At 71.5% G+C, this 26,852-nt stretch carries 23 protein-coding genes; 9 read left to right on the top strand and 14 right to left on the bottom strand.

From position 1 onward, the window contains the following. Genes H288_RS0112705 through H288_RS0112690 form a run of 4 tightly spaced genes read right to left on the bottom strand, consistent with a single transcriptional unit; the run spans position 1 to position 3,270 of the window. Positions 1 to 774: an ABC transporter ATP-binding protein gene (locus tag H288_RS0112705; RefSeq protein ID WP_020092956.1), complete on the bottom strand. Its 774-nt coding sequence runs from the start codon at positions 772 to 774 to the stop codon at positions 1 to 3. Beyond that, a complete protein-coding gene (locus H288_RS0112700; protein ID WP_020092955.1) occupies positions 774 to 1,826 on the bottom strand; it encodes an iron ABC transporter permease in 1,053 nt (350 codons plus the stop codon). Before H288_RS0112700 ends, H288_RS0112705 begins: the two co-directional genes overlap by 1 nt. Next, on the bottom strand, positions 1,823 to 2,887 hold the full coding sequence (locus H288_RS32330; protein ID WP_020092954.1) for an iron ABC transporter substrate-binding protein: 1,065 nt from the start codon (positions 2,885 to 2,887) through the stop codon (positions 1,823 to 1,825). Before H288_RS32330 ends, H288_RS0112700 begins: the two co-directional genes overlap by 4 nt. Further along, positions 2,887 to 3,270 (bottom strand): VOC family protein, encoded by a 384-nt coding sequence (locus tag H288_RS0112690; RefSeq protein WP_020092953.1) that lies wholly within the window; start codon positions 3,268 to 3,270, stop codon positions 2,887 to 2,889. Before H288_RS0112690 ends, H288_RS32330 begins: the two co-directional genes overlap by 1 nt. 231 nt (positions 3,271 to 3,501) lie before the next feature. Between H288_RS0112690 and H288_RS0112685 the strand changes: the two genes are divergently transcribed. Both H288_RS0112685 and fabI read left to right on the top strand, forming a co-directional pair. Beyond that, positions 3,502 to 4,419 (top strand): J domain-containing protein, encoded by a 918-nt coding sequence (locus tag H288_RS0112685; protein ID WP_020092952.1) that lies wholly within the window; start codon positions 3,502 to 3,504, stop codon positions 4,417 to 4,419. 127 nt (positions 4,420 to 4,546) lie between these two features. Beyond that, positions 4,547 to 5,371, top strand: coding sequence for an enoyl-ACP reductase FabI (fabI, locus tag H288_RS0112680; RefSeq protein ID WP_020092951.1), 825 nt, complete (start codon positions 4,547 to 4,549; stop codon positions 5,369 to 5,371). A 55-nt stretch (positions 5,372 to 5,426) separates the two neighbouring features. On the opposite strand, the gene H288_RS0112675 is transcribed toward fabI, so the two are convergent. Beyond that, on the bottom strand, positions 5,427 to 6,581 hold the full coding sequence (locus H288_RS0112675; protein WP_020092950.1) for an AAA family ATPase: 1,155 nt from the start codon (positions 6,579 to 6,581) through the stop codon (positions 5,427 to 5,429). Positions 6,582 to 6,597: 16 nt separating this feature from the next. Beyond that, positions 6,598 to 7,590 carry a polyphosphate kinase 2 family protein gene (locus tag H288_RS0112670; protein ID WP_020092949.1) on the bottom strand — a complete coding sequence of 331 codons (993 nt, stop codon included), beginning with the start codon at positions 7,588 to 7,590 and terminating at the stop codon, positions 6,598 to 6,600. A 96-nt stretch (positions 7,591 to 7,686) separates the two neighbouring features. Between H288_RS0112670 and H288_RS0112665 the strand changes: the two genes are divergently transcribed. The 3 genes from H288_RS0112665 (at position 7,687) to H288_RS0112655 (ending at position 13,906) form a co-directional block, all read left to right on the top strand. Further along, the gene (locus H288_RS0112665; RefSeq protein WP_020092948.1) at positions 7,687 to 8,274 is read left to right on the top strand and encodes a histidine phosphatase family protein; all 588 of its coding nucleotides are present in this window, start codon (positions 7,687 to 7,689) and stop codon (positions 8,272 to 8,274) included. Positions 8,275 to 8,385: 111 nt separating this feature from the next. Further along, on the top strand, positions 8,386 to 12,456 hold the full coding sequence (locus H288_RS0112660) for a Pls/PosA family non-ribosomal peptide synthetase (RefSeq protein WP_020092947.1): 4,071 nt from the start codon (positions 8,386 to 8,388) through the stop codon (positions 12,454 to 12,456). Positions 12,457 to 12,751: 295 nt separating this feature from the next. Continuing rightward, on the top strand, positions 12,752 to 13,906 hold the full coding sequence (locus H288_RS0112655; protein ID WP_020092946.1) for a GGDEF domain-containing protein: 1,155 nt from the start codon (positions 12,752 to 12,754) through the stop codon (positions 13,904 to 13,906). Positions 13,907 to 13,923: 17 nt separating this feature from the next. Here the strand turns inward: H288_RS0112655 and H288_RS0112650 are convergent, their stop codons facing one another. Continuing rightward, entirely contained in the window at positions 13,924 to 15,399 is a 1,476-nt protein-coding gene (locus H288_RS0112650; protein ID WP_020092945.1) for a PAS domain-containing methyl-accepting chemotaxis protein, read from the bottom strand. A gap of 372 nt (positions 15,400 to 15,771) precedes the next feature. Between H288_RS0112650 and H288_RS0112645 the strand changes: the two genes are divergently transcribed. Then, positions 15,772 to 15,978: a SlyX family protein gene (locus tag H288_RS0112645; protein WP_020092944.1), complete on the top strand. Its 207-nt coding sequence runs from the start codon at positions 15,772 to 15,774 to the stop codon at positions 15,976 to 15,978. Between the two features lie 39 nt (positions 15,979 to 16,017). Here the strand turns inward: H288_RS0112645 and H288_RS0112640 are convergent, their stop codons facing one another. Continuing rightward, complete coding sequence (locus H288_RS0112640) at positions 16,018 to 17,451, bottom strand: NAD-dependent succinate-semialdehyde dehydrogenase (protein WP_020092943.1); 1,434 nt, start codon at positions 17,449 to 17,451, stop codon at positions 16,018 to 16,020. A gap of 101 nt (positions 17,452 to 17,552) precedes the next feature. Continuing rightward, positions 17,553 to 18,338: a class II glutamine amidotransferase gene (locus tag H288_RS0112635; RefSeq protein WP_020092942.1), complete on the bottom strand. Its 786-nt coding sequence runs from the start codon at positions 18,336 to 18,338 to the stop codon at positions 17,553 to 17,555. A 320-nt stretch (positions 18,339 to 18,658) separates the two neighbouring features. On the opposite strand from H288_RS0112635, the gene H288_RS0112630 reads away from it, so the two are divergent. After that, the gene (locus H288_RS0112630; protein WP_026604893.1) at positions 18,659 to 19,051 is read left to right on the top strand and encodes a response regulator; all 393 of its coding nucleotides are present in this window, start codon (positions 18,659 to 18,661) and stop codon (positions 19,049 to 19,051) included. 285 nt (positions 19,052 to 19,336) lie between these two features. Here the strand turns inward: H288_RS0112630 and rpsU are convergent, their stop codons facing one another. Beyond that, positions 19,337 to 19,672: a 30S ribosomal protein S21 gene (gene rpsU, locus H288_RS0112625; protein ID WP_012322424.1), complete on the bottom strand. Its 336-nt coding sequence runs from the start codon at positions 19,670 to 19,672 to the stop codon at positions 19,337 to 19,339. 222 nt (positions 19,673 to 19,894) lie between these two features. Between rpsU and H288_RS0112620 the strand changes: the two genes are divergently transcribed. Continuing rightward, positions 19,895 to 20,941: a low specificity L-threonine aldolase gene (locus H288_RS0112620; protein ID WP_020092940.1), complete on the top strand. Its 1,047-nt coding sequence runs from the start codon at positions 19,895 to 19,897 to the stop codon at positions 20,939 to 20,941. 259 nt (positions 20,942 to 21,200) lie between these two features. Here the strand turns inward: H288_RS0112620 and H288_RS0112615 are convergent, their stop codons facing one another. Both H288_RS0112615 and H288_RS0112610 read right to left on the bottom strand, forming a co-directional pair. Next, complete coding sequence (locus tag H288_RS0112615) at positions 21,201 to 22,388, bottom strand: DUF1501 domain-containing protein (protein ID WP_020092939.1); 1,188 nt, start codon at positions 22,386 to 22,388, stop codon at positions 21,201 to 21,203. After that, the gene (locus H288_RS0112610) at positions 22,385 to 23,914 is read right to left on the bottom strand and encodes a DUF1800 domain-containing protein (protein WP_020092938.1); all 1,530 of its coding nucleotides are present in this window, start codon (positions 23,912 to 23,914) and stop codon (positions 22,385 to 22,387) included. Before H288_RS0112610 ends, H288_RS0112615 begins: the two co-directional genes overlap by 4 nt. 185 nt (positions 23,915 to 24,099) lie before the next feature. Here H288_RS0112610 and H288_RS0112605 point away from each other — a divergent pair, with 185 nt between their 5' ends. Then, complete coding sequence (locus tag H288_RS0112605; RefSeq protein ID WP_020092937.1) at positions 24,100 to 25,713, top strand: peptide chain release factor 3; 1,614 nt, start codon at positions 24,100 to 24,102, stop codon at positions 25,711 to 25,713. Positions 25,714 to 25,764: 51 nt separating this feature from the next. Here the strand turns inward: H288_RS0112605 and H288_RS0112600 are convergent, their stop codons facing one another. Together H288_RS0112600 and H288_RS0112595 are read right to left on the bottom strand one after the other, a co-directional pair. After that, a complete protein-coding gene (locus H288_RS0112600) occupies positions 25,765 to 26,223 on the bottom strand; it encodes a response regulator (protein WP_020092936.1) in 459 nt (152 codons plus the stop codon). A 7-nt stretch (positions 26,224 to 26,230) separates the two neighbouring features. Next, a complete protein-coding gene (locus H288_RS0112595) occupies positions 26,231 to 26,698 on the bottom strand; it encodes a BLUF domain-containing protein (RefSeq protein ID WP_020092935.1) in 468 nt (155 codons plus the stop codon). Between the last annotated feature and the right edge of the window lie 154 nt (positions 26,699 to 26,852).

Below are 26,852 nucleotides of genomic sequence, written 5' to 3'. Positions count from 1 at the left end.
TCAGGCAACGACCGGCACGCAGACCGGCGCCGCGAGGCCCGGCACCGGCGCCACCACCACGTCGATCCCGTAGATCAGGCGCAGCAGCTCCGGCGTGACCGTCGCGGCGGCGGGTCCGTCGGCGACGAGGCGGCCCGCGTGCAGGGCGATGAGGCGGTCGGCGCAGAGCAGGGCGTGCCCGGGATCGTGCGTCGAGAACAGCACGGCGATGCCGGCCTCGGCGAGGCGGCGGACCTGCCCGAGGACGCGGGCCTGGTTGCCGAAATCGAGGCTCGCGGTCGGCTCGTCCATGACGAGGAGCCGCGGCTCGCCGCTGAGCGCCCGCGCGATCAGCGCGAGCTGGCGCTCGCCGCCGCTGATCTCGGTGTAGACCTGATCGGCGAGATGGCCGATCCCGAGCGCCGCCAGCGCCCGCTCGGCGGCCGCGACGTCCGACGGCCCGGGGGCGGCGAACGGGCCGAGCCGGCTCGCCCGGCCCATCACGACGACCTCGCGCACCGTGAACGGGAAGTACGCCGCGTGCGCCTGCGGCACGGCGGCGATGGTGCGGGCGACGGCTTTCCGCGACAGGCGCGACAGGTCGGTGCCGTCGAGGATCACCCGCCCGGCGCGGGCGGACAGCAGGCCGAGCAGCGTCTGGAACAGCGTGGTCTTGCCGCCGCCGTTCGGCCCGACGAGGCACAGCACCTCGCCGGCGGCGAGGTCGAACGACACGTCGTGGCCGACGATCCGGCTGCTGTAGCCGAAGGCGAGGTCCCGGACCCGGAGCAGCATCAGCTGAAGCCCCGGCGCCCGGACGCCAGCAGCCAGAGGAAGAACGGCGCCCCGACCAGGGCCGTCAGGATGCCGAGGGGCACCTCGACGGTGCCGAGATTGCGGGCGATCAGGTCGACCAGCACGAGGTAGCCCGCCCCGAGGACGAGCGAGGCGGGCAGCAGGCGGCGGTAATCCGGCCCGACCAGCAGCCGGGCGACGTGCGGCACGATCAGCCCGATCCAGCCGATGACCCCGGTCATCGCCACGGCCGCCGCCGTGATCAGGGTCGCGCCGGCGATCAGGACGGGGCGCAGCACCCGCGTCTCCACGCCGAGGGCCCGCGCCTCCGCGTCGCCGAGGCTCATCAGGTTCATGCGCCAGCGCAGCAGCACCAGCGGCACGAGGCCGAGCAGCAGCATCGGCAGGGTGGCGGCGACGTCGCCGAGGGTGACCGAGGACAGGCTCCCGAGGAGCCAGAAGGTGATCGCCGGCAGCTGGTTGTAGGGATCGGCCAGCACCTTGAGGAGCGAGATGCCCGCCCCGAGGACCGCCCCCACCGCGACGCCGGCGAGGACCAGCGTCAGGACCGGGTCGTGCCGCCGCACGGCGAGGCCGACGCCGTACACCGCCGCGACGGCGCCGAGCCCGCCCAGGAAGGCCAGGGCCTGGATCGGCGCCACCGGCAGGCCGAGATAGATCCCCAGGACGGCGCCGAGCCCGGCGCCGGCCGAGACGCCGAGGATGTCGGGCGAGACCAGCGGGTTGCGGAACAGGCCCTGGTAGGTCGCCCCCGCGGCCGACAGGGCCGCGCCGACGACCAGCGCGGCGATCACCCGGGGCAGGCGCACCTGCATCACGACCGTCTCCGCCGTCGCCGGAACCCGGAGGGGCAGCCCGAGCAGGCGGTGGCCGAGGATCGCGGCGAGGTCGGCGGGCGCGACCGGGTACTTGCCGACCGCCAGCGCCACGGCGGTCAGCGCCAGCAGGGCGAGACCGGTCAGCAGCGCCGCGGGTAGGCGGAGGCGGCTGCGCGCCCGGATCGTCTCGGCGGCGGCCGGGACGCGACTCACCGCGCCGGGCCCGGGGGGCCGCCAGGCGGCGTCGGGCCGACGAGGGCGTCGGCCTGACCGAAATCGAGGTCGACATGGTAGAAGCGGCCGTAGAAGGCGCGCACCACCTCGGGCATCGGCTGCGGGAACAGGTCCGGATGAAGCCGGGCCGCCAGCCAGCGCAGGCCGATCAGCCGGTTGACCCCCGGCGGGGCGTCGAACCACGGGAAGGGCTGGAGCGGCGCCACGTAGACCCGCCCGGTCCGCACGGCCCGGACGTCCCGCCACAGCGGGTCGGCGCGCAGCCCGGCCGCGAAGGCCGGGTCGAGGGTGACGATCACGTCGGGGTTCCAGGCGAGCACCTGCTCGGGCGAGACGTTGCCGAGGCGGCCGCCCCCGTCCTGCGCGACGTTGCGGCCGCCGGCGGCCTCGACCAGCTCGGTGTTGATCGAGCCGGCGAACCCCGTCTCCAGCCCGCGCGGCCCGCGCGCGTAGTAGACCCGGGGCCGCTTGTCCTCCGGGACCGTCGCGACGGCGCGGTCCACCGTGTCGGCGAGGCTCTGGGCCTCCGCCGCCAGGGCGTCCGCGTCGGACTGACGGCCCAGGGCCGCGCCGAGCTGCCGATACGCCTCCGGGGTCTTCGCGAAGCTGCCGTCGAGCAGGATGTAGGGGATCCCGGTCTGCGCCTGGACCCGGTCGGCGAGCGACGCGTAGGTCGGCCCGAGGCTGCCCGAATCCACGATCAGGTCCGGTTTGGCGGTCAGCACCGCCTCGACGTTCGCCGTGCCGCCGCGCCCGGTCAGGCGGCCGTAGGCGGGGAGGGCCCGGGTCCGGGGCGCGAGGAAGGGCAGCGCCTCGGGATGCGGGGCGCTCACCCAGCCGGCCATGAGGTCGGGCGCCAGCGTGTAGAGGAGCACCGCGGCCGGCGGTCCCGCGGCGAGCACCCGCCCAACCCGTTCGGAGAGTTCGACCGTGCGGCCGGCCGCGTCCGTGAACGGGCGTGCCGCCGCCCCGCCGGACGCCGCCAGCAGCAGGATCAGCGCCGCGGTGAGGGCGCGGCGGCGCGCGGGTCGCGGCGCCATCAGGCGGATTTCCGCTCCAGGATCTCGATCAGCGCCCCGTCGGGGCCCTCCACGAAGGCGATCCGGAGGCCGGGGCCGCGCTCCGTGATGCCGGTCCGCACGGGCACGCCCCGGGCGGTGAGATCGGCCATCGCGGCCTCGATGTCGGCGACGCGCAGCCCGAAATGCTCGATCCCGAGGCAGGGCGTGGCGGTCGCCGGCGCGATCTCGTCCGGGGCCTGCTCGATGAAGACGGCGAGGCCGCCGAGGTCGAGCACGACGCGCTGCACCGGGTCCGCGCCGACGCGCTTCACCTCCCGGGCCCCGAAGGTCTCGACGTAGAAGGAGGCGGCCGCGACGGCGTCGCGGCTGCGCAGGTGGAGGTGGTCGCAGGCGTAGTGCATCGGCTCTCCGGTTTCAGGTGATCCAGACGGGCGCGGCCCCCGGCCCGGAGGCGCCGTTCCGCGCCGTGTCCGACGATAGGGCCGGCGCGGAGCCGCGGCGAGATCGGCCGCTTGACGTTCGGCCCGAACCCGCAGACTTTCGCCGCCAGAACCGTTGCAGGGATGCAACATCCATCCCACATCCCGGTTGCGTACCCACATCGCACAGCCAACCGCACAGCCAAGAGATCCATGCGCAATCCCTACGACGTGCTGGGCGTGGCCAAGGGGGCGAGCGAGGCCGAGATCAAGAAGGCCTATCGCAAGCTCGCCAAGGACTTCCACCCCGATCGCAACAAGAACGACGCCAAGGCCAAGGACCGGTTCGCCGAGGCGAATTCGGCCTACGAGATCCTGGGCGATTCCGAGAAGCGCAAGCAGTTCGACCGCGGCGAGATCGACGCCGAGGGCAAGCCGCGCGCGACCGGCTTCGAGGGGTTCGGCGGCTTCGGCGGCGGGCGCGGGGGCAATTTCGATTTCGAGAACATGGCGCGCGCGCAGCGCGGCGGCGGCGGGATGGGCGAGGACATCTTCTCGCACATCTTCGGGGAGGCTTTCCGCGCCGGCGGCGCCGGTCCGGGCGGCCAGCGCCAGGCGGCCAGGGGCGAGGACGTCGCCGCGGAACTGCTGGTGACGCTGGAGCAGGTCGCCAGCGAGGAGAAGCTGCGCCTCGCCCTGCCCACGGGCCGCGAGGTCGACGTCGTGATTCCCCGCGGCGTGGTCGACGGCCAGACCATCCGACTGCGCGGCCTCGGCCAGAGCGGCGGCCTCCGGGCCGAGCCGGGCGACGCCCTCCTCACCATCCGGATCCGGCAGCACCCGCGCTTCACCGTCGAGGGGGCCGACCTGCGCACCAGCGTCGACGTCCCGCTGGAGGATGCCGTGCTCGGCGGCACGATCCGCGTGCCGACGCTCACCGGCGCCGTCGAGATGAAGATCCCGGCGATGACGAGTTCCGGCCGCACATTCCGCCTGCGCGGCAAGGGGCTTCCGAAGAAGGACGGCACCCGCGGCGACCTGTTCGCCACGACGGCGATCGTCCTGCCGGAGGGCGAGGACGCGGCACTGACCGAATTCGCCCGCGGCCGCCGGGCGGCCAACGCGGCCTGACGCGCCGGCGTAGCCACCGGGGCGCGCATGAAGGCGCTCGGCGGCGTCCCGGACTTCCGTCGCCGGGCCGCCTCCGCTAAGGAGGCCCCCCGGCCCCGAGAGGGGTCGCGCGGCTTCGGGATCGATCATGGCGGAACACGGGCAGGGCCTTCTGGCGGGCAAGCGGGGCATCGTCCTCGGGGTCGCCAACAACCGCTCGATCGCCTGGGGCATCGCCCGCAGCGCCCGCGCCCACGGGGCCGAACTGGCCTTCACCTACCAGGGCGACGCCCTGCGCAAGCGTGTCGAGCCCCTGGCCAAGGAACTCGACGCCCACGTGATCGGGCACTGCGACGTCACCGAGGCGGCCACGATCGACGCGGTCTTCGCGGAGGCCGCCAGGGTCTTCCCGGACGGCATCGACTTCGTCGTCCACTGCGTCGCCTTCTCCGACAAGGACGAGCTGACCGGCCGCTACATCGAGACCTCCGAGGACAATTTCACCAAGTCGCTCCTGGTCTCCTGCTACTCGTTCACCGCCGTGGCCCAGCGCGCCGAGAAGATCATGCGCCCGGGCGGCTCGCTGGTGACGCTGACCTATTACGGCGCCGAGAAGTGGATGCCCCACTACAACGTGATGGGCGTCGCCAAGGCGGCCCTGGAGGCGTCGGTGCGCTACCTCGCGGCCGATCTCGGCCCGAAGAACATCCGGGTCAACGCCATCTCGGCCGGCCCGATCAAGACCCTCGCGGCCTCCGGGATCGGCGATTTCCGCTACATCCTGAAGTGGAATGAGTACAACGCGCCCCTGCGCCGGACCGTGACGATCGGGGAGGTGGGGGAGACCGCGTCCTACCTCGTCTCCGACATGGCGGCCGGCATGACCGGTGAGATCCTCCACGTGGATGCCGGCTACCACGTCGTCGGCATGAAGAATCCCGAGGCGCCGGATCTCACCCTCGACAAGGACTGAGGCGGGTCGGTCGTCGCGGCCGCCCGGACCTGAGGCGTGAGCGGCCCGGCATGGCTCACGCGTCCTCCGCCTCGTCGAACTCCCCCGAGAGCGTGAGCCCGTCGATCCAGGTCTCGCCGTCGCGCTTGATGACGGTGCGCGGCCGGACCTTCCCGTGCTCCGCGATGCCGGCCGCCAGCCGCTCCGAGTGCGTGACGAGCCAGACCTGCGTGCGCTCCGCGGCCCGCGCGATCAGCCGAGCCAGCGGATCCATGAGATCGGGATGCAGGCTGGTTTCGGGCTCGTTCAGCGCGATGAACGGCGGCAGCCGGTAGCCGAGCAGCGCGCCGGCCAGGGCGAGGTAGCGCAGGGTGCCGTCCGACAGTTCCGGAGGATCGAAGGTCCGGCCCGGGAAGTCGGGGAAGCGCAGGCCGAAGCGCGCGTGACGGCCCGGCTCCGGCAGCACGAGCGCCGCGCCCGGGAAGGCGCCGTCGACGGCCTCGTCGATCTCGGTCGTGTCCTCCCGGATATGCGCCAGGGTGGCGAAGACGGCGGCGAGGTCCGCGCCGTCGGACGCGAGGGTCGGCGTCGTCACCGCGAGGCAGGGCCGGCGCAGGGGCGACTCGGCATCCGTCCGGAAATCGTGGTGGAAGCGCCACCCCGCCAGGGCGAGGCGGACCACGGCGATCTCGGGATGGCCGGTGGCGTCGAGGAGGCTGCCGAGGGCGGTCTCGGTCGGCAGCAGGTCACCGCCGAGGGTGCGCTTGCGGCCCTCCGCGTCCCGGACGAAGCCGCTCCGCCCGTCGCGATCGAGGATCACGGCCGCGCGGCCGCGGGTGCGGACCGTCAGGCGCTCGGCCTTGACCTGCGGCTCCTTCCGGAAGGCGGCGCCGAAGGTCGTCCCGCCGACCTGCTGCACCAGCCCGATCTCGACGGCGTAGACGAATTCCTGCCCGATCGTGTCGTGGCGCAGGGTGGCCGACAGGCGGATCCGCGCCGCCTCGCCCTGCCGCCGGCGGCCGGCCCAGAGGGCGGAGTCCATGCCGCCCTCGGCGGCGAGGTCGCGGGTGAGGGTGCCCCGGGCGGCGGCCTGCAGCAACTCCAAAGACCGGTAGAGGTTGGTCTTGCCGGTGCCGTTGCCGCCGACGAAGACCGACAGCGCGTCGACCGGGAAGCCGATCCGCCGCAGCGAGCGGTAGCCCGAGATCGCGACCTCTCGAACCACCAGCATCCCGGATTCTCCCGCGTCAGTCGGGGACCGTCAGATCCGCGATGCCTTTGGCGGCCTCGGGGAATCGCGGGTCCATGGCCTCCAGCGTATCCGCCACGGTCCGGGCAATCACGTAGTTGCGGAACCACTTGTGGTTGGCCGGCACTACCAGCCAGGGCGCCTCGGGCGTCGAGCAGCGGCCGAGGGCGTCCGCGAAGGCCTGCTGGTAGGCGTCCCAGGATTTCCGCTCGACCAGGTCGGCCGGGTCGAACTTCCAGTGCTTCTCGGGGTCGGCGATCCGGGCCTCCAGGCGCCGCTTCTGCTCCGCCTTGGAGATGTGCAGGAAGAACTTCACGACCGTCGTGCCCGACTCGGTGAGCAGGCGCTCGAAATCGTTGATCCGGCCGTAGCGGCTCTGCCAGACCGCATCCGGCACGAGGCCTTTCACCCGCACGACGAGCACGTCCTCGTAGTGGCTGCGGTTGAACACACCGATCATGCCGCGCCCCGGCACCCGGGCGTGGTAGCGCCACAGGAAGTCGTGATCGAGCTCCTCGCTCGAGGGCACCTTGAACGAGGCCACCGCGCAGCCCTGGGGGTTCACCCCCTTGAGCACCGACCGGATCGTGCCGTCCTTGCCGCCCGTGTCGATCGCCTGGAACACCAGCAGGAGGCTCCTGGCGCGCTCCGCGTAGAGGCGCTCCTGGAGGGCGACGATGCGCGCCCGCTCCTGGGCGAGGGCGTCCTTCGCCCAGTCCTTGTCGAGACCGCCGACGTCGTCGGGATCGACCGTGCCGAGATCGAAGGGCGCCCCCGGTTCGACCGCCACGATGCCGGGCGCCGGGCGGATCGGTACCGGCCCGTGCCGGCCGAGCGCCGCCGGGACGGATTCGGCCACGCTGTCGACGCTGCCGGCCCAGCGGGCCGTCGACGGGCGGTGATCCACGGTGGCGCCATGCAGATCGGCCTCACCTGTCATGCCGTCACCGCGTTTGTGGCCGCGATGATGCTTGCCGTGCTTCTTGGACATGGGGCAGGACCTAGTTCCGGATATTGCCGACCGCCGGCGAGAACGGCCGGTAGTCCAGGCTGTTCCGGACGCCTGTGCAGGACGGGGTTGAGACGGTTGGGTACGATCTACTTCATCCGGCACGGCCAGACCGCCTGGAACGCCGAGGGGCGCCTCCAGGGCGGGCGCGACACCGACCTCAATGCCCAGGGGGAGGCACAGGCCGCGGCCGTGGCGGAGCGCCTCGCCGCCGCGGCGGGGCCGGCCCTGGCAGAGGCCGATTTCGTCGCGAGCCCGCTCAAGCGCACCCGGCGCACCATGGAGATCCTGCGGGGCGCACTCGGCCTGCCGCCCGAGGCGTACCGCGTCGACCCGCGCCTGCGGGAGATCGGTTTCGGCAGCTGGGAAGGCTCCACCTGGGCGGAGATCCGCCGCCGCGACCCGGCCGGGGCCGCCGGCCGCGACCGAGACCGCTGGCACTACCGCCCGCCCGGTCTCGGCGCGGAGAGCTATGCCGGCCTCGTCGAGCGCGTCGGGCCGATGATCGCGGGGCTGGAGCGGGACACGGTCATCGTCGCCCATGGCGGCGTCGCGCGGGCCGCGCTGGTCGCCCTCGGCCACCTCGACGTCTACGCGGCGCCCCGCCTGGGCATCCGCCAGGGCGAGGTCCTGATCCTCGAGCCCGGTGGCTGGCGCTGGGCTTGATCCCGTGCGCCGGCGCAGTGCAAAGCCGCCTCGATAACGGCATGATCGGCAGGCTATAGGGCGGCGGCCAGGACAGGCGCCGGCCCGAGCGGGCGGCCAGCGGAGCAGCGGATGAGCGACGTCGCCGAGAAGACCCGGCCCGGACCGACGGCCGGGGAGCCCGCGCCTCTCGGAGCCGCGGCGGCGATCCTGCGCGGCGACCACCGGCCCGACCTCATCCGCGACGAGGTCCTGGCCGAGATCTTCCTGCACGCGGCCGAGACCCGGCCCGATCATCCCTGCCTGGTCGACGGCGCCGGCGTCGGCGCCGGGGGCGTTCACCCGCACCTGACCTACGCGGAGGTCGCCGCCCGGGCCGGCCGGATCGCCGCCGGCCTCGCCCATCGCGGCATCGGGCCGGGTGACATCGTCGGCCTCTGGATGGCCCGTGGCCCGGACCTCCTCGTGGCGCAGATCGGCATCACGATGGCGGGCGCGGCCTGGCTGCCCTTCGACGCCGAGGCGCCGGCGGACCGGGTGGGCGTGTGCCTCGCCGACGCGGGCGCGAAGGCGCTGCTGGTCTCCCCGGCGCTCGCCGCGGCGGCGCCCGACGTCGCCCCGGCCCTGACGCCCGCCGATCTCGACTCCGGGACGCCCGCCGGTGCGCCGCTGCCCGATCCGCGCGCGGCCGGGCTGACGCCCGAGCACCCCGCCTACCTGATCTACACCTCGGGCTCGACCGGCGTGCCCAAGGGCATCGTCATCAGCCACGCCAACATCTGCCACTTCCTGCGGTCCGGGAACGCCCTCTACGGGATGCGCGCCGACGACGTGGTCTTCCAGGGCGCCTCGGTGGCCTTCGATCTCTCGATGGAGGAGATCTGGGTGCCGTATCTCGTGGGCGCGACCCTGTTCGTGGCGAGCCCCGCCATGATGGGCGACCTGGAATCGCTCCCCGGCATCCTGGAGGCCGAGGGGATCACGGTGCTCGACACCGTCCCGACGCTCCTGGCGATGATCTCCGGCGACCTGCCGCGAGTGCGCCTCGTCCTGCTCGGCGGCGAGGCGCTGCCCGAGCCGCTGATCGCCCGCTGGGCGACCGGCGGCCGCCAGCTGTTCAACACCTACGGCCCGACGGAGGCCACCGTGGTGGCCACCGCGGCCGAGATGCGGCCCGGCGAGCCGGTGACCATCGGCGGCCCGATCCCGAACTACTCCGTCTACGTCGCCGGCGAGGATCTGACCCTGCTCGGCCGAGACCAGCAGGGCGAGCTGCTGATCGGCGGTCCCGGCGTGGCGCGCGGCTACCTCGCCCGTCCCGAGCTGACGGCGGAGAAGTTCATCGCCAACCCGTTCGCGTCGGACGGGACCGACCCGGTGCTCTACCGCTCGGGCGACGCGGTCTCCCTCGACGCCGCCGGCCGGATCGTGTTCCACGGCCGGATCGACGACCAGGTGAAGATCCGCGGCTTCCGCGTGGAACTCGGCGAGATCGAGTCCCGGATCCGGGCGGCGCCCGACGTCAACCAGGCCGCCGTCGTGCTGCGGAACGACGACGGCGTCGACCGCCTCGTCGCCTTCCTGATCCCGGAGCGCGGCCGGTCCATCGACGCCGCCGCCCTCCGCCGGACCCTCGCCGGGCAGATGCCGCCCTACATGGTGCCCGGCCATTTCGAGGTGGCCGAGACTTTGCCTCGGCTCACGTCCGGCAAGGTCGACCGCAAGGCGCTCAAGGTCGCCCCGCTCACGGTGGTCGCCGCCGACGGCGAGCAGGAGACGCCCGCCAACGAGACCGAGGCGGCCCTGGTCGCCGCCGCCAAGCAGATCTTCGGCAACCAGCCGATCGCCCTCGAGGGCGACTTCTTCGCCGATCTCGGCGGCCATTCGCTGCTCGCCGCGCGCTTCGTCTCGGCGGTGCGCGAGAACCCGCCGCTGGCCGGGATCACGCTGCCGGACGTCTACGCCCTGCGCACCGTGCGGGCGATGGCCGACGCGCTCATCGCCCGGACGGGCGGCATGGGCGCCGGGGCCGCGACCCGCGACCTGAGCTTCGCGCCGCCGCCGCTGCTGCGCCGGGCGCTGTGCGGCCTCGGGCAGCTGGTCGCGCTGCCCTTCGTGATCGCGCTGGCCACCGCGCAGTGGCTCGGCATGTTCGTGACCTACCTGCTGCTCACCGGCGGAGGCCTGAGCTTCTTCGCCGAACTCGGCGTACTGCTCCTCGTCTACGTGGCGATCAACGGCGTGACCGCGGTCGCGGCGGTCGCCGGCAAGTGGCTGATCCTCGGCCGGACCAAGCCGGGCCGGTACCCGCTCTGGGGCACCTACTATTATCGCTGGTGGCTCGCGCAGCGGCTGGCGCCCCTCGTCCACGTGAAGTGGCTCCAGGGCTCGCCCGCGATCGCCGTCTACCTCCGGCTGATGGGTGCGAAGGTCGGACGCGACACGCTCATCTCCGACATCGAGATCGGCGCGGCCGACCTCCTGACCATCGGGGACGGCGCGTCCCTGGGCGGCCGCCTCGTCATCGCCAACGCGGAGATCGTCGGCAACGAGCTGGTCATCGGCAGGGTCGAGATCGGCGCGGACGCGGCGGTGGGCACCTCCTGCGTGATCAGCCACGACGCGGTGATCGGGCCGCAGGCGGAGATCGCCGACCTCACCACGATCCCCACGGGCTCGCGGGTGGGCGCGGCCGAGCGGTGGGACGGCTCGCCCGGCCGCAAGGTCGGGATGGCCGACCCCACGGAGCTGCCCGCCCCCGCCGAGGCCTCCTTCGCGCGCCGCGCGGCGTTCATGGCGGCCTACGTGGTGCTGCTCGGCGCGATCCCCGCGGTGGGTCTGCTGCCGATCTTCCCGGCCTTCTTCATCTTCGACCAGATCTCGGACTCGCTCTCCGACATCACCGACATCGACTACCACTGGTACCTGCCGATCCTCACCTGGCCGACCGCCATGCTGATGACCGCCGGCACGGTGCTGCTGATCGCCGGCATCCGCTGGGTGGTGCTGCCGCGGACCCGCTCCGGCACCTACTCGGTCCACTCGCTGTTCTACCTGCGGAAATGGTCGCTGGCGCTCGCCGTCGAGGTCACCCTGGAGACGCTCTCGTCGCTGTTCGCGACCGTCTACATGCGGGCCTGGTACCGGCTGATGGGCGCCAATATGGGCCACGGCGCCGAGATCTCGACCAACCTCGCGGGCCGCTACGACCTCGCCGAGGTCGGCGCGAAGAACTTCATCGCCGACGAGGTGGTGTACGGCGAGGAGGAGATCCGGCGCGGCTGGATGCACCTGGAGCCGGTGCGCACCGGCGCCCGGGTCTTCGTCGGCAACGACGCCGTTGTGCCGCCCGGCGCCGTCATCCCCGACGACGTTCTCATCGGCATCAAGTCGAAGCCGCCCGAGAACGCCGCGATGAGCCCCGGCGAGACGTGGTTCGGCTCGCCGCCGATCCGGCTGCCGGCCCGCCAGAAGGTCGATCTCGGCTCGACCGCCCAGACCTACGAGCCCGGCGCGTGGCCGAAGATCCGGCGCGGCGTCTTCGAGGCCTTCGCGACCTCGTTCTCGCCGATGCTCTACATTACCCTCGCGATCACGGCGATCGACTGGTACTTCTACCCGGCCATCCTGGAGCAGGACTGGTGGGGTCTGGCTTACAGCTTCGTCGGTGCGAGCGTCGCCATCGCGCTGATCCAGTCCTCGGCGGTCATCGCGATGAAGTGGCTGCTGATGGGCGTCTACAAGCCCGGCATGCAGCCGATGTGGTCGTGGTGGGCGATGCGCACCGAGGCGATCGCGGTGGCCTACTGGGGGCTCGCCGGCAAGGTGCTGCTCGAGCACCTCCAGGGCACGCCCTTCCTGCCCTGGGTGCTCCGGCTGTTCGGCGTGAAGGTCGGCAAGGGCGTCTGCATGCTCACCACCGACATCACCGAGTTCGACTGCGTCACCATCGGCGACTACGCCACGATCAACCGCGTCTCGGCACTGCAGACGCACCTCTACGAGGACCGGATCATGAAGATCGGCCGCGTCGTCGTCGGGCGCGGCGTCTCGGTGGGTGCGTTCTCGACCGTGCTCTACGACACCAAGGTGGGCGATTTCGCCCGGCTGCGCCCGCTCACCATCGTCATGAAGGGCGAGTCGATCCCCGCCAACACCGAGTGGGAGGGCGCGCCCGCGGTCCCGGTGATCCACCGCGCCTGACGGGCGGGCCGCACCGCGCGTTCCGGCCCCGGCGTTCCGGGGCCGTGCGGGGGCGGGCCCGCGCCGAGGTCAGAGTCGGCGACCCTGCGGCACTCAGCACGGGAGACCCGGCAAGCTCCGGGACGAATATGCCGGTGTACTAGCACCCTCGTCCCGGTTGGCCGTTCTAATCTAGCTTACAGTGGCTTCCGGCAAGATAGAGCGATATACTCTGCCGGCGCGTATCGTTGCTCGGCCATAGTGCGACACGGGGGCGGGGGCGGCTAACGTCCGGGTCGAGGATAGACAGGCGTCCGTGCAACTCGATCCCGCCACCCTGCTGGTCGTCAGCGCGGCGACGACCTTCCTGGTCGGCACGCTCTTCATGGCCTCGTGGCGGCAGGCGCCCGAATCCCGGGTGCTCGCCTACTGGGGCGCGGCGCATCTCGTGGGCGCGGCCGGATCGGCCGGCCTCGCGCTGCGCAACCAGATCCCCGACCTGATCTCGGTGGGCTTGGCCAATGCCGTGGTGCTCGCCGCCTACGGCCTCATCTGGAGCGGCGTCCGCTCCTTCGAGCATCGGGAGCCGCGGGTGGGCATCGCCATGGCCGGCGCCCTCGGCTGGTGCGTCCTGTGCCTGATCCCGACCTTCTACGCGTCGATCGAGGCCCGCATCATCTACGCCTCGGGGACCGCGGCGCTCTATTGCTGCGCCGCGGCCGCGGAGATCTGGCGCGGTCGCGCCGAGCGGCTCGCCTCCCGGATCGCCGCCGCCACCATCCTGGGACTGCACGGCAGCTTCTACATCGTGCGGATCCCCGCGACGCTGGTGGCGCCCCCACAGCCGGGTCTCAGCCCGCTCGCGTCGCACTGGGTGGCGATCCTGTGCTTCGTCACCCTGATGTTCTCGATCGCCTCGGCCTTCACCTTCATGGCGCTGGTCAAGGAGCGGGCGGAGCGGGAGCAGCGCATCGCCGCCTCCACCGACGCGCTGACGGGCGTGCGTAACCGCCGGGCCTTCGCCAGGGCCGCCGCGGACGCGATGGCGCGGCACGGCGACGCCGCCCTGCTGCTGTTCGACCTCGACCGGTTCAAGGCCGTCAACGACCGCTTCGGCCACGGGGTCGGCGACGCGGTGCTCATCGGCTTCTGCACCATGGCGTCGACCCTGCTGCCGCGGGAGGCCCTGCTGGGCCGCCTCGGCGGTGAGGAGTTCGCGTGCCTCCTGCCGGACGTCTCGCCCGCCGAGGCTCTGGCCCGAGCCGAGGAGCTCCGCCAGACCTTCGCGCAACTCGCGGTTCCCGAGCTTCCGGCCCTGCGCGTCAGCGTCAGTATCGGGATCGCGCAGGCGCGCCCCGGCATCGCGTTCGACCTGCTGATGCAGCGGGCCGACGCCGCGCTCTACGCCGCCAAGAATGGCGGACGGGACCGGATCTCCGTGGCCGATCCGGTCGCCACTCGCGCGGCCTGAGGCCCTGCCGGGCCGGCTCACGCGAGGGCGCGCGCCGCCTCCGAGACCTTGCGCACCGAGGCGTCCACGACGCTCGCCGAGGAGGCGATCTCCGCCATGGCGGTATGGATCGCCGCGACGCCCTGCGCCGCCGACTGCATGTTCTCCGTCATGTCGCGGGTCACCGCGGCCTGCTCGGTCACGGCCGACGAGACGCTGAGCGAGATCGCGCTGAGCTGCTCGATCGTGGCGCCGATCCCGTCGATCGCCGAGACGGCTCGGGAGGTCTCGGCCTGCACGGCGGCGATCTGGGTTCCGATCTCGCCGGTGGCCTTGGCGGTCTGCTCGGCGAGCGCCTTCACCTCGGCGGCGACGACCGCGAAACCCTTGCCGGCCGCTCCGGCCCGGGCGGCCTCGATCGTGGCGTTCAGCGCCAGCAGGTTCGTCTGGTCGGCGATGGACCGGATCAGGCTCACCGCCGCCCCGATCCGGTCCGCGGCGCCGGTCAGCCCCACGACGATCGCCCCCGCCTCCTCGGCGCGGGAAACGACCAGATCGACGGAGGATTTCGCCTGCATCGCGTGACGGCTGAGTTCCTCGATCGAGGCGGCGAACTCCTCCGAACCCGCAGCGACCGCATCGACGTTGCGGCTTGTCCGGCTCGAGGCCTCCGCGGTCTCGTCCGCCTGCCGGACCACCCGGCTCATCGAATCGCGGATCGCCGCGATGTCGGCGTCGATCGCGCGCTGCCCCTCGGCCCGGCGCTGGCGGTCTTCGACCTGCCGGGTCACGTCGGTAGCGAACTTCACCACCGCGCAGGGCTTGCCGTCGGCGTCGAGGATCGGGTTGTAGGCGCCGAAGATCCAGACGGTGCGGCCGTCCTTCCCGATCCGCCGGAACTCGCCCGCCTGGTACTGGCCGTTGCCGAGCGCGGCCCAGAACGCCGTGTAGTCCGGGCTGGCCGCCTCCGCCGGCGCCATGAACATGCGGTGATGCCGCCCGCGGATCTCCTCCAGCGTGTAGCCCATCGTGGACAGGAAGTTGCTGTTCGCGTCCGTGATCGTCCCGTCGAGGGCGAAGCAGATCACCGCCTGCGAACGGTTGAGCGCTTCGACCTGACCGGCGTGGAGCGCGTTGCGGGCGCGTTCCGCGGTGATGTCGGTGGCGAGCTTGACCACCTTGGTGGGCTTGCCGCGGCGGTCGAGGATCGGGTTGTAGGAGCCCTGGATCCACACGGTGTGGCCGGCTTTCGTCACCCGCGGAAAGGCACGCGCCTCGTGCTGACCGGCGCGCAACCGGTCCCAGAAGGCGCTGTAGTTCGGACCGGACCTGTCGGCCTCAGGCACGAACATTCTGTGATGCTGGCCCCGGACTTCGTCGAGCGTGTAGCCGACGAGGTCGAGGAACACGGCGTTCGCGTCGGTGACGGTGCCGTCGAGGTCGAATTCCACCCGCGCCATCGTCCGGTCGATCGCCGCGAGGAGGGCATCGTCGCGTGAACCAAACATCGCCATCGGAGCCCGTGCCCGCCTGATCTGTAAAGTGCGGACGATCATGAGGAGACGCGCTTAAAAATCCGTCAATGGCGTGCTCTCGTCATGAAACGGGCTCAATGAGAGTTCGAGAAAGTTGTAGGAGCGCAGTCGATCGTCGCAAAATGCATTTATACAAACGACAAAGATAACCGAGATATAAATCACTTTTGCGCCATTATCGGTCTTCGAGCCTATGCATCGACTGATGGACGTTCTCGACTGGTCATGGCTGGAGGCGGTCCGTCGGGTTGTTCGGCGCGCGGCCTGCGTTAGGAGGAGCGTCGAGCGCCGGCGGTCCGAGACGATCGGGGCGGGGACAGCTCGCGACACGGCACTGCCTGGAGACCCGACATGGACGAGGCGACACGGATCGATCGCCTGGAGATGCGCCTGACCGAGCAGGATGCGACGATCGAGGATCTGAACCGGACCGTGACCGAGCAGTGGCGGGTGATCGACCGGCTCGTCCGGCAGCTCGACGCGCTGCGGGAGCAGGTGGAGGAGGCGGCCGCCCGCGCGGCGCCGCGCGGGCCGGAACCGCCGCCGCCGCATTACTGAGGGGAGGGGCCGGCGCGCCGCGGCGCGCCGGCCGGTGCGTCAGAAATTCGCCTGCGTGACGAACTTGGTGACCAGGTAGGCGTCGAGGGCCTCCGGGCCGCCCTCGCTGCCGTAGCCCGAATCCTTGACGCCGCCGAACGGCGTCTCGGGCAGGGCGAGGCCATGGTGGTTGATCGAGATCATGCCGCTCTCGACCGCATTCGACACCCGCGCCGCGCGCTCGGCGGAGCGGGTGTAGGCGTAGGCCGCGAGCCCGTAGGGCAGGCGGTTGGCCTCGGTGAGCGCCTCCTCGTCGTCGGAGAACCGGTTGATCATCGCCAGGGGGCCGAAGGGCTCCTCGTTCATGATCCGGGCGGTCAGCGGCACCTCGGTGAAGACCGTCGGCTCGAAGAAGTTGCCCTGGTTGCCGATGCGCTTGCCGCCCGCCCGCAGCGTCGCGCCGCTCGACTCGGCGTCCGCCGCCAGCGCCGTGACGGCGTCGAGGCGCCGCCCGTGGACCAGCGGTCCCATCTTGGTCTCGGGATCGAGCCCGTCGCCGACCTTCACCGACTTGGCGAAGGTCGTGAAGCCCTCGACGAAGCGATCGAAGACCGAATCGTGCACGAGGAAGCGGGTCGGCGAGACGCAGACCTGGCCGGCATTGCGGAACTTCGAGGGGGCCAGGACGGCCACCGCCTTCTCCACGTCGGCGTCGCCGAACACGATCGCGGGGGCGTGGCCGCCGAGTTCCATCGTGGCGCGCTTCATGTGCTCGCCCGCGAGCGCCGCGAGCTTCTTGCCGACCACGGTCGAGCCGGTGAACGAGATCTTCCGGATGACCGGGTGCGGGATCAGGTAGGCCGAGATGGCTTCGGGATCGCCGTAGACCAGCGAGAGCGCGTCGCCCGGGATGCCCGCATCCAGGAAGGCGCGGACCAGGGCGGCGCAACTCGCCGGCGTGTCCTCCGGGCCCTTCAGGATCACCGTGCAGCCGGTGCAGAGCGCCGCCGAGATCTTGCGGACCGCCTGATTGATCGGGAAGTTCCAGGGCGTGAAGCAGGCCACCGGCCCGACCGCCTCGCGGACCACCGCCTGCAGCACGCCGTCGGCGCGGCCCGGGATGACGCGGCCGTAGGCGCGCTTACCCTCCTCGGCGAACCAGTCGATGATGTCGGCCGCCGCCAGGGTCTCGACACGCGACTCGGCGAGCGGCTTGCCCTGCTCCAGCGTCATGATCCGGGCGATCTCGTCGACCCGGGCGCGCAGCAGGTCGGCCGCCTTGCGCATCATCTTGGCGCGCTCGAAGGGCGCGACTTTGCGCCAGGTCGGGAAGGCGCGGGCGGCAGCCGCCAGGGCCTCGTCGAGATCCGCCGTGGTGGCGACCGCGCACTGGCCGATCGTCTCGCCCGTGGCGGGGTTCAGGACCCCCAGGGTGTCCCGGTCGGCACCCGCGCGCCAGCGCCCGGCGATGTGAAGCTCGGTATCCGGATACATCGGTCGATTCCCGCTCGGCCGCACCATCGGCCGCAGGCGGAATGTGGCGATGTGGCGCGCCCCGGCAATCCCCGCGGCGGCATGGCTGGGGCCGTCTGTATTCAGGCGGCGGCGCGGGCGGGCTCCGGCGCCTCGACGAGCGTCGCGGTCCCGTGGCGGGCGCGCAGGGTCGCGCCCTTCGGGACCACCCGCCAGCCCTCGCGGCAGCCGTCGATCGGCTCCGACACCACCACGATGCCGCCCGGCCCCTCGCGGTAGTACAGGCTCGGCGGCCGGCCGTCGCAGGCCCAGCGATAGGCGGTCAGCGTCTCGCCGTCCGTGAGCAGCGCGGTGAAGCGCAGCGGCTCGCAGACATTCGCCGACTCCATCAACTCGCGGACGGTCTTCAGCGTCCGCGCCATCGCGCCGACGGGGTCCGCCTCAAGGCCGTTGGCGAGCGCCAGGAGGAAGATCGCCTCCGAGTCGGTGCTGCCGCGGCGATGGTCGTAGTAGGAATCCGGGATCAGCGCCTCGAGGCGCCGCTTGATCCGGTGGTAGCCGCCGATCTGGCCGTTGTGCATGAACAGGTGGCGGCCGAACACGAAGGGGTGGCAGTTGGCCCGGGCGGTGGCCGTCCCGGTCGAGGCGCGCACGTGCGCGAAGAACGTCCGCGCCCGCACCTGCCCGCAGAGGTTCACGAGGTTCTCGTCCGACCACGCCGGGGAGATGTCGCGGTAGACACCCGGCTCGGGCCGCTCGGCGTACCAGCCGATGCCGAAACCGTCGCCGTTGGTCTCGGTCTTCCCCTCGTCGGCGTGCAGCGACTGGTGCACCAGCGAGTGGGTCGGCGCGCAGACGAGGTCGGAGAGGAAGACCGGCTCACCGCTGTAGGCGAGGAAACGGCACATGTCGGACGATGATCCTTCAGCTCTGGGCCGCGTTCGATCCGGCGAAACGCCCCGCGCGGGTGGAGACGTTCCGCCGCAGGACGTTAACAGTCGGTCCACTCCAGTGAACAGTTTCTTAACCGCCCGGAAACTGCGCCATTTTCGTGCGTTCCGCATGAAAATGGTGCCGCCTGTCCGCAGGGCAGGCATTCGCCTCCGGAGCGACGCGACTCTTGTGAGCCGCCTCATGAAGGATCAGCATGGCCGAATCGGGGAATCAGAAGCTCGCCGTACAGGCGGCCACCCGACGCGGGGCAAGGCACCGGCAGCAGGAGACTTTGATGGATCGCGCAACGCCCGATAGTTCCGCCCCCGTGGCGCTCGTCGTGGAGGACGATGCGGCTGTGCGCGATCTCGCGACGGCGGTGCTCGAGGAGACCGATCTCGGCGTGATCGCCTGCGAGAGCGCCGAGGCGGCCCTCTCGGTGCTGGAGCGGTCCGACGTGACCGTGGCGCTGCTCTTCGCGGACGTGCGCCTTCCGGGCGCCATGGACGGCGTGTCGCTGGCGCAGGCGGTCAAGCGGCGGTGGCCGGACGTGCGCGTGGTCGTCACCTCGGGCGCGAGCCGGGATGCGCGGCTCCCCGATCAGGCGGTCTACATGCAGAAGCCCTGGCGGGCCCTCGACGTGCTGGTCCAGGCCGAGCACGCCACCATGGCCGCCAAGGCGGCCTGAGCTGGCGGCCTGAGCGCTTAGCGCTCGAAGCTCTTCACGTCATCGCGAGCGCAGGGCCTCGGCTCGGCGCTACAGGCGCGACCTTCCCCCTCTCCAGACGGATCTCGGGCCTGCCCGAGATCCGTCCCGAGAAGCCCGACTCGGGGCAAGCTCGACTCGGGTGGAGAGGGGACCCGCGCCACGTGCGGCTCGCGTGCCCGGGCGCCTTCATCCGGACGCGACGCAAAGAAAAAGCCCGGCCCTGCGCGCGCAGGCCGGGCTCTCTCATGACTGACGTGGTGTCGCTCAGGCGGCGGGAGCCGGGCTGACCGGGGTCTGACCGGCGGCGTTGCCGCCCTGGCCCTGCGCGGCGGACGGCGACGGGAAGCCGGGACGACGGCCGCCGGCGGGGAAGCGGGGCTTCGGCTTCGGCGCGGCGATCAGGCCCTCGCGGATCGCGGTCTTGCGGGCCTGCTTGCGGGCGCGGCGGACGGCCTCGGCCTTCTCGCGAGCCTTGCGCACGGACGGCTTCTCATAAGCCTTGCGCTGCTTCATCTCGCGGAAGATGCCCTCGCGCTGCATCTTCTTCTTGAGGACGCGGAGCGCTTGATCGACGTTGTTGTCGCGAACGAGTACCTGCAACGGACTTGATCCTCTGGACCTGAAGTTCTGGGTTCACGCGGCCCGCCGCCGATCTGGAAACCGGCAACGTCCCTCGCCCGGTTTGAACCCGGGAGGGACGGGAACGTCGGTTTCCGAATCGGCGTGGAGCTCACGCCTTGACGGGGCTATTACACCAAGCGCGCACCAGTTCCAACCTGTCCGCGCGATCCATCCGCGCCTGCGCCGTGCTAGGTTGCGCGGATGAGACACGACGACTCGCAGCAATTCGCCAGCGACAACTATTCCGGCATCTGCCCGGAGGCCTGGGCTGCGATGGAGGCGGCCAATCGCGGCCACGCCCCGGCCTACGGCGAGGACGCTTGGACCGCCCGGGCGGCCGACGCCTTCCGGGACCTGTTCGAGACCCCGTGCGAGGTGTTCTTCGCCTTCAACGGCACGGCCGCCAACGCGCTGGCGCTGGCCGCGCTGTGCCAGTCCTACCACAGCGTGATCTGCGCCGACTCGGCCCATGTCGAGACCGACGAGTGCGGCGCGCCGGAATTCTTCTCGAACGGCTCGAAGCTGCTGACCGTCCGGACCGAGGGCGGCAAGCTCACGCCGGAGGCGATCCGCGGGCTGGCGCAGAACCGCAGCGACATCCACTTCCCGCGGCCGCGCGTGGTGACGATCACGCAGCCCACCGAGACCGGGCAGGTCTACAGCCTCGCCGAGCTGCGGGCCCTGTCGGCGACTTGCCGCGAGCTGGGCCTCGCCCTGCACATGGACGGGTCGCGCTTCGCCAACGCCTGCGCGAGCCTCGGGTGCAGCCCCGCCGACATGACGTGGCGCTCGGGCATCGACGTCCTGTGCTTCGGCGGCACCAAGAACGGCATGCATGCCGGCGAGGCGGTGGTGTTCTTCGACGCCACGCTCGCGGAGGATTTCGGCTACCGCTGCAAGCAGGCCGGCCAGCTCGCCTCGAAGATGCGCTTCCTCGCGGCCCCCTGGGTCGGCATGCTGGAGAGCGGCGCGTGGCTGCGGAACGCGGCCCACGGCAACGCCTGCGCCCGCCGCTTCGCCGAGGCGGTCGGCGGGCTGCCGGGGGTGCGAGCGCTGTTTCCCGTCGAGGCGAACGCGGTCTTCTTGACGATGCCGGCGGCCACGATGGAGGGCCTGCGCGCCCGGGGCTGGCGGTTCTACACTTTCATCGGCGGCGGGGCGCGCTTCATGTTCGCCTGGGATGCCCGGACGGAGCGGGTCGACGAGCTGGTCGGCGACCTGCGCGCCCTGGCGGCCGCCGCGGCCTGAGCGCGCGGACAGAGGGGCGCGGAGCCAACCCGTTGAAGGTGTTTCGCGCGCTGATGTCGAGATCCGCTGAGGAGCATCGATACGTCGGCACGACATGCGCTTGGTCGTCCTTGCGAGCGCAGCGAAGCGACCCAGCGTCGCGCGACGCCTGCCGAACTCGTGCGGCCCTGGGTCGCTTCGCTGCGCTCGCGATGACGGAGGGGCTGAGAGCCCGGGCTCGCGAGTGCTGGGACGGCGCGACGCTGCGACGGCTCGCTCCCTACAGCAGCGCGAGATCCGCCGGGTCCGCGCTGGGGAAGATCCGCCGCAGGCTCGCCTGGTCGAGCCCGTAGAGCCGCCGGAACAGGCCGCCCAGCAGGCCGCGATAGTCGGTGAGCACCGGATAGTCCCGGTTCTGGAACAGGTGCGCCTCGTCGGCCCGCACCTGCGGTCCCGCGATCCGGCCGCCCCGGACGCCGCCGCCGAGGATCCAGTAGACGCTGCCGTGGCCGTGATCGGTGCCGCGGCTCCCGTTCTCCCGGAAGGTGCGTCCGAACTCCGACAGCACCACCACCACCGTGTCGGACCAGCCCGGCCCGATCTCCTCGACGAAGCCCGAGAGTCCGCGCCCCAGCTCGCCGAGTCGGTCGGCGAGGTAGCCGGTGCCCGCGCCCTGGTTCACGTGCGTGTCCCAGCCGCCGACATCGACGAAGCCGAGGTTGAAGTTCTCGCGCATCAGGCGGCCGATGCGCCGGGCCGACAGCTCGAAGCCCTTGGGCGAGACCGCCCCGCGGTCGGCCTGCCCGGCATGATCGGAGATCGTGTGGTAGACCGCGTCGCGCACCCGGAACCCCTCGGTCACGGCGGCGGCCAGCTTGGTGTCGCTGTACATCGCCGCGATGAGGCGGGCCTGCCGGTCGTCGATGCCGGGCTTGCCGACCCCGTTGATGGCGATGTTGGGCACCGTCTCGCCGCCCCGGAAGATGAGCGGCATCTGGTCGGTGAAGGCGATCGGCCGGACCCGGGTCAGCTCCGCGGCGAGCCGGGCCATGAAGCCGGAATTGTAGTCGCGGGCCGCGCCGACCGTCTGGCCCATCTCGATCGTGTCCTGGGTCTCGAAATGGCTCCGGGTCAGGTCGTCGGTGCCGGCGAACGGCACGAAGGCGGCCTGACCCTTGGCGTAGAGCGGCAGGAGCGTGTCGCGCAGAGCCGGGTGCAGGCTCCAGTCGGCGTCGAGCGCCAGCGCCGCCTTCGGGTCCGACGCGTCGGGCTTCGGGATCGCGAGGTTTGGCCGCGACCGGTAATAGAAGTCGCTGCCGGTCGGGATCACCACGTTGGCGGCGTCGTAGGCGCCGCGTAGGAACACCACGAGGAGGCGCGCGTCGGCCTTCGGGGCGGCCCAGACGCGGCCGGCCACCGTGGACAGGCCGAGCGCCGCCGAGGCGCGGATCAGGTCGCGACGGTTCATCGCATGAACTCCGGCGAGGCGAGGTAGAGGGTGTTCCAGTCCTGCGGCGAGACCGCCTGGGCGAGGGCCGCGCGCGTCGCCGCCGACAGGGTGCCGGACAGCGCCGAGAAATAGAGCCCGTTGGCGAGCACCGGAAAGGCCGGCTCCTCGGCCTGATCGGGCAGCGCCGGCTTGAACAGGCCGGCCGAGCCGGACCCGATCTGCCGGGCGATCTCGAACCGCGTCGCGAGCTGCCCGGGCCCGCTCCAGGCGGCCGCGTCGAGGGGGTAGCCGTCGGGCGTCGAGCGGTTGAACAGGCCCTCGCCGAGGCGGTTCAGCCAGCCGAGCACCGGGCCGGCGTTGCGGATCACGCGCCCGTCGTAGGCCATGCGCAGGGCCGAGAACACGTAGCGCACCGGGTCCTTGAAGGTGCCGCCGCGCTCGGCCGTGAAGGCCGGCTCGCGCACCAGCGCCTCCATCACCGCGGCGATGTCGCCGTCGGTCCGCGTGAAGACGGCGGCGAGTCGGGCGATGAGGGCGTCGTCGGATGCCTGCCCGAGGAAATAGGTCGCCAGCGCCCGGGAGACGTTGGTCGCGGTGGCGGGGTTGCGGGCGATCAGGTCCACCGCCTCCTCGACCTCGGGCCAGCCGCGCCCCCGGATGCGCGTGCCGAGGAAGACCTTGTCGCCGTAATCGTGCCGGTTCGGGTTGAACGCGAACAGGCCGTCCCGGCGGAAGTCGGCGGCGCGCTCGGGGCGGAGCTTCGGGTTCTCGGGCTTCAGGTCGATGCCGACCCCGCTCAGGATCCGGGCCAGCGCCTCGACGTCGCCCTGCGTGTAGCCGGAGCCGACACCCATCGTGTGCAGCTCCATGATCTCCCGGGCGTAGTTCTCGTTCGGGCGGCCGGCGGCGTTGGCGTCGTTGTCGAGGTAGCGCAGCATCGCCGGGTGGCGCAGGCTCGCCATCAGCAGGTCGCGGAAGCGCCCGAGCACGTGCGGGCGGATCGCCGTCTCGACGTAGTCGCCCACGGCGGCGCGCAGCGTCGACTTTCCCTGGTGGACGTTGAGCCGGTTGAACCAGAACCACGTCAGCCGCTCGCGCAGCTGGTCGGGGCTGTAGAGCGCCCGCAGTACCCAGACGGAGGCGGCGTTCCGCGCGGCCGTGTTGAGCGTCGCCTGGAAAGCCTGCTGCGCAACCTTCCTGGCCTCGGGATCGGCGATGTCCTTCGCCGCCTTGGCCTGCGCGTCCAGGGCCTGGGCTCGCTCGAACAGGCTGCCCGGCGGGGTCAGCGCGTCGACCTGCGCCTGGGCGTCGGGGGGCAGGCGCATTTCGGCGGGCGGGTGAAGCTGATCGTGTAGCCAGCGCGTCCGCCCCTCCGCGGTGAGCTGCGCGAAGGCCGAGGGCGTGGCGCCCCAGGTCAGGGCATCGAGGAAGGCGGCGTCGGCCGCTGCGGCGCGCTGCGGCGCCTCGGCCGCGCGGGGCCCGGGGCCCGCGGAGGCGAACAGCAGAGCGGTGACCAGACAGCAGCGTGCTGCGGCGCGCGACATCGGGGCCTCGCGAAGCGTGGATCGACCGGGGAAGCGTGGTGTCGCGCCCCTGTACGGTGCCTGAAAGGAGGCCCCATTCTGCCGCCGTCTTTGCCAATATCGGGGCTTGCCGCTACACGATCCCGAGACCGCGCGAGTGCCGCGCCGCGCACCACCACGTTCCGCCGACCCAGAGCGTTCGCTCCATGCTGATGCAGACCAAGACCGAGGCGAGGCCGGCCGATCCGGTGTCGCGGCGGCGCACCTTCGCGATCATCTCCCACCCCGACGCGGGCAAGACCACGCTCACCGAGAAGCTTCTGCTGTTCGGAGGCGCGATCCAGCTCGCCGGCGAGGTGAAGGCCAAGCGCAACCGGGTCTCGACCCGCTCCGACTGGATGGGCATCGAGAAGGAGCGCGGCATCTCGGTGGTCACCTCGGTGATGACCTTCGAGTACGGCGACTGCGTCTTCAACCTCCTCGACACGCCCGGCCACGAGGATTTCTCGGAGGACACCTACCGGACGCTGACGGCGGTCGATTCGGCCGTCATGGTGATCGACGCCGCGAAGGGCATCGAGGCGCGCACGCGCAAGCTGTTCGAGGTCTGCCGCCTGCGCGACATCCCGATCGTCACGTTCGTCAACAAGCTCGACCGCGAGGCGCGCGACCCGTTCGAGCTTCTGGACGAGATCGAGAAGACGCTGGCCCTCGACGTCGCCCCGGTCACGTGGCCGATCGGCACCGGCCGCAACTTCTCCGGGACTTACGAGCTCGGCGGCAACCGTGTCCGCCGCCTCGACGCCGCCGAGGATGCCGGGATGGTCGCGGTGTCCGGCCCGGACGACAAGCTGTTCGACGAATTGCTCACCGAGGACGGCGCCGCCGACGCGTGGCGCGAGGAGGTCGAACTCGCCGAGGGCGGCCTGAAGCCGTTCGACCTCGACGCGTTCCGCGAGGGTCACCTGACGCCGGTCTTCTTCGGCTCGGCGCTGCGCAATTTCGGCGTGCGCGACCTCATCGACGGCTTGGCCAAGGTGGCGCCGCCGCCGCGGGGCCAGGACGCCGACAAGCGCCTCGTCGAGCCGACCGAGCCGCGGATGACCGGCTTCGTGTTCAAGATCCAGGCGAACATGGACCCGAATCACCGGGACCGGATCGCGTTCATGCGGGTCTGCTCGGGCAAGCTCAACAGAGGCATGAAGGCCCGGCTGGTGCGCACCGGCAAGCCGATCTCGCTCTCGGCGCCGCAATTCTTCTTCGCCCAGGACCGTGCCATCGCCGACGAGGCCTATGCCGGCGACGTGGTCGGCATCCCGAACCACGGCACGCTGCGGATCGGCGACACGCTCACCGAGGGCGAGGATATCGTGTTCCGGGGTGTCCCGAGCTTCGCGCCGGAGATCCTGCGCCGGATCAAGCTCACCGACGCCATGAAGGCCAAGAAGCTGCGCGAGGCGCTCCAGCAGATGGGCGAGGAGGGGGTCGTCCAGGTGTTCGTGCCGCAGGACGGAAGCCAGGCGATCGTCGGCGTGGTCGGCGCGCTGCAGCTCGACGTGCTGAAGGAGCGGCTCCAGGCCGAGTACGGCCTGCCGGTGGATTACGAGACCTCGCGATTCTCGGTCTGCCGCTGGGTGTCGTCCGATTCGGAGGCCGAGCTCGACAAGTTCATCGACTCGCACGGCTCGGCCATGGCCAAGGACCTCGACGGTGCCCCGGTCTTCATGGCGACCACGGCCTTCTCGCTCCGCTACGAGGAGGAGCGCTACCCGGCCGTGCGCTTCACCGACGTGAAGGATTACCAGAAGCGGGCGGCGTGACGCGCTTCGGCGGCGCCTCCGCGTCGCCGGGCCCGCGAGGGGTGCGCGGCGTCAGAACTTGCCGAGCATCGGGAATTCGACGCTCAGGGTCGATTCGGACGCGATCGGCGCCTCGCGCTTGCGCGGCTTGCGGTTGAGGACCTGCTTCAGCTTGGTCTTCAGCACCGCCATGTCGAACGGCTTGAGGATGAAGGCGTCCGCGCCCGCCTGGTGGGCGAGGTTGATGTCCTCGAAGTCGAAGGACGACTCGGTGAGCATGAAGGGCGTGTTCATCAGCGCGTCGTCGGCGCGGATCTCGCGCAGCAGGGTGAGCCCGTCCATGGGCTCCATGTCGAGATCGGAGATCACCAGGGCGTAGCGGCGCTGCCGCATCCGCTCCAGCGCCTCGGGCGCGTTGGTGACGCCCTCGACGTCCGGGAAGCCGATGCGGGTCATCAGCATCACGATCAGCCGCAGGAGCTTCTCCTGATCGTCGACGATGAGAATCGGGGGCGTATCGCTCTCGGACATCGGCGGCTCAGATGAAGAGGTGGTCGATGCCCTGACGGGACATCGCGTCGGACTGCAGCGACAGGCACAGCCCGTGTATCGCGGACGCCTTCGGCGTTCCGCGCTGGAGCATCGGGAGCAGGTTGGCCTTGGCGAACAGCGTGTCGTTCCCGGCCGTGCGCTGCGCGCTCTTGAACGAGTGGACGAACTCGCGCTTGGTGATCTCCCGCCACTCGCTGATCTGGACCTCGCGGTGCCGGCTGTCGGCACTCACCCGGTCGAAGGTCTCGTGCACGGATGTGCGCTCGCCCTCGATGACCTGGCAGGCGAAGTTCCCCTCGATGACCAGAAAGCTCGTGATCACCGCGAACTCGTTCTTCTTCTGAGCGATGCGACCGATATCGCTGATCTGCTCGGACCTCTTCGCCGCGTCCGACGACAGGTTGAGACGCGAGAAGTAGATGATGTGGACGAGGCTTGTCCGTTTCGCCCGCATGATCCCGAGATCCGCAATCCGTACCCGTTCAGCGCTTCCGGACAGGACGCACCGCGCGTGGCCCCGGCCCGGCGGCATCTTCGCGCGTGTCGAATAACACCGCGTAAACGCGGCGGACGGGACTTCCGGTCCGGATCTCCGCGCCCGCGGGACC

It is taken from the genome of Methylobacterium sp. 285MFTsu5.1, assembly GCF_000383455.1.
GTDB lineage: Bacteria > Pseudomonadota > Alphaproteobacteria > Rhizobiales > Beijerinckiaceae > Methylobacterium.
This window is presented reverse-complemented; position numbering and strand designations above follow the sequence as displayed.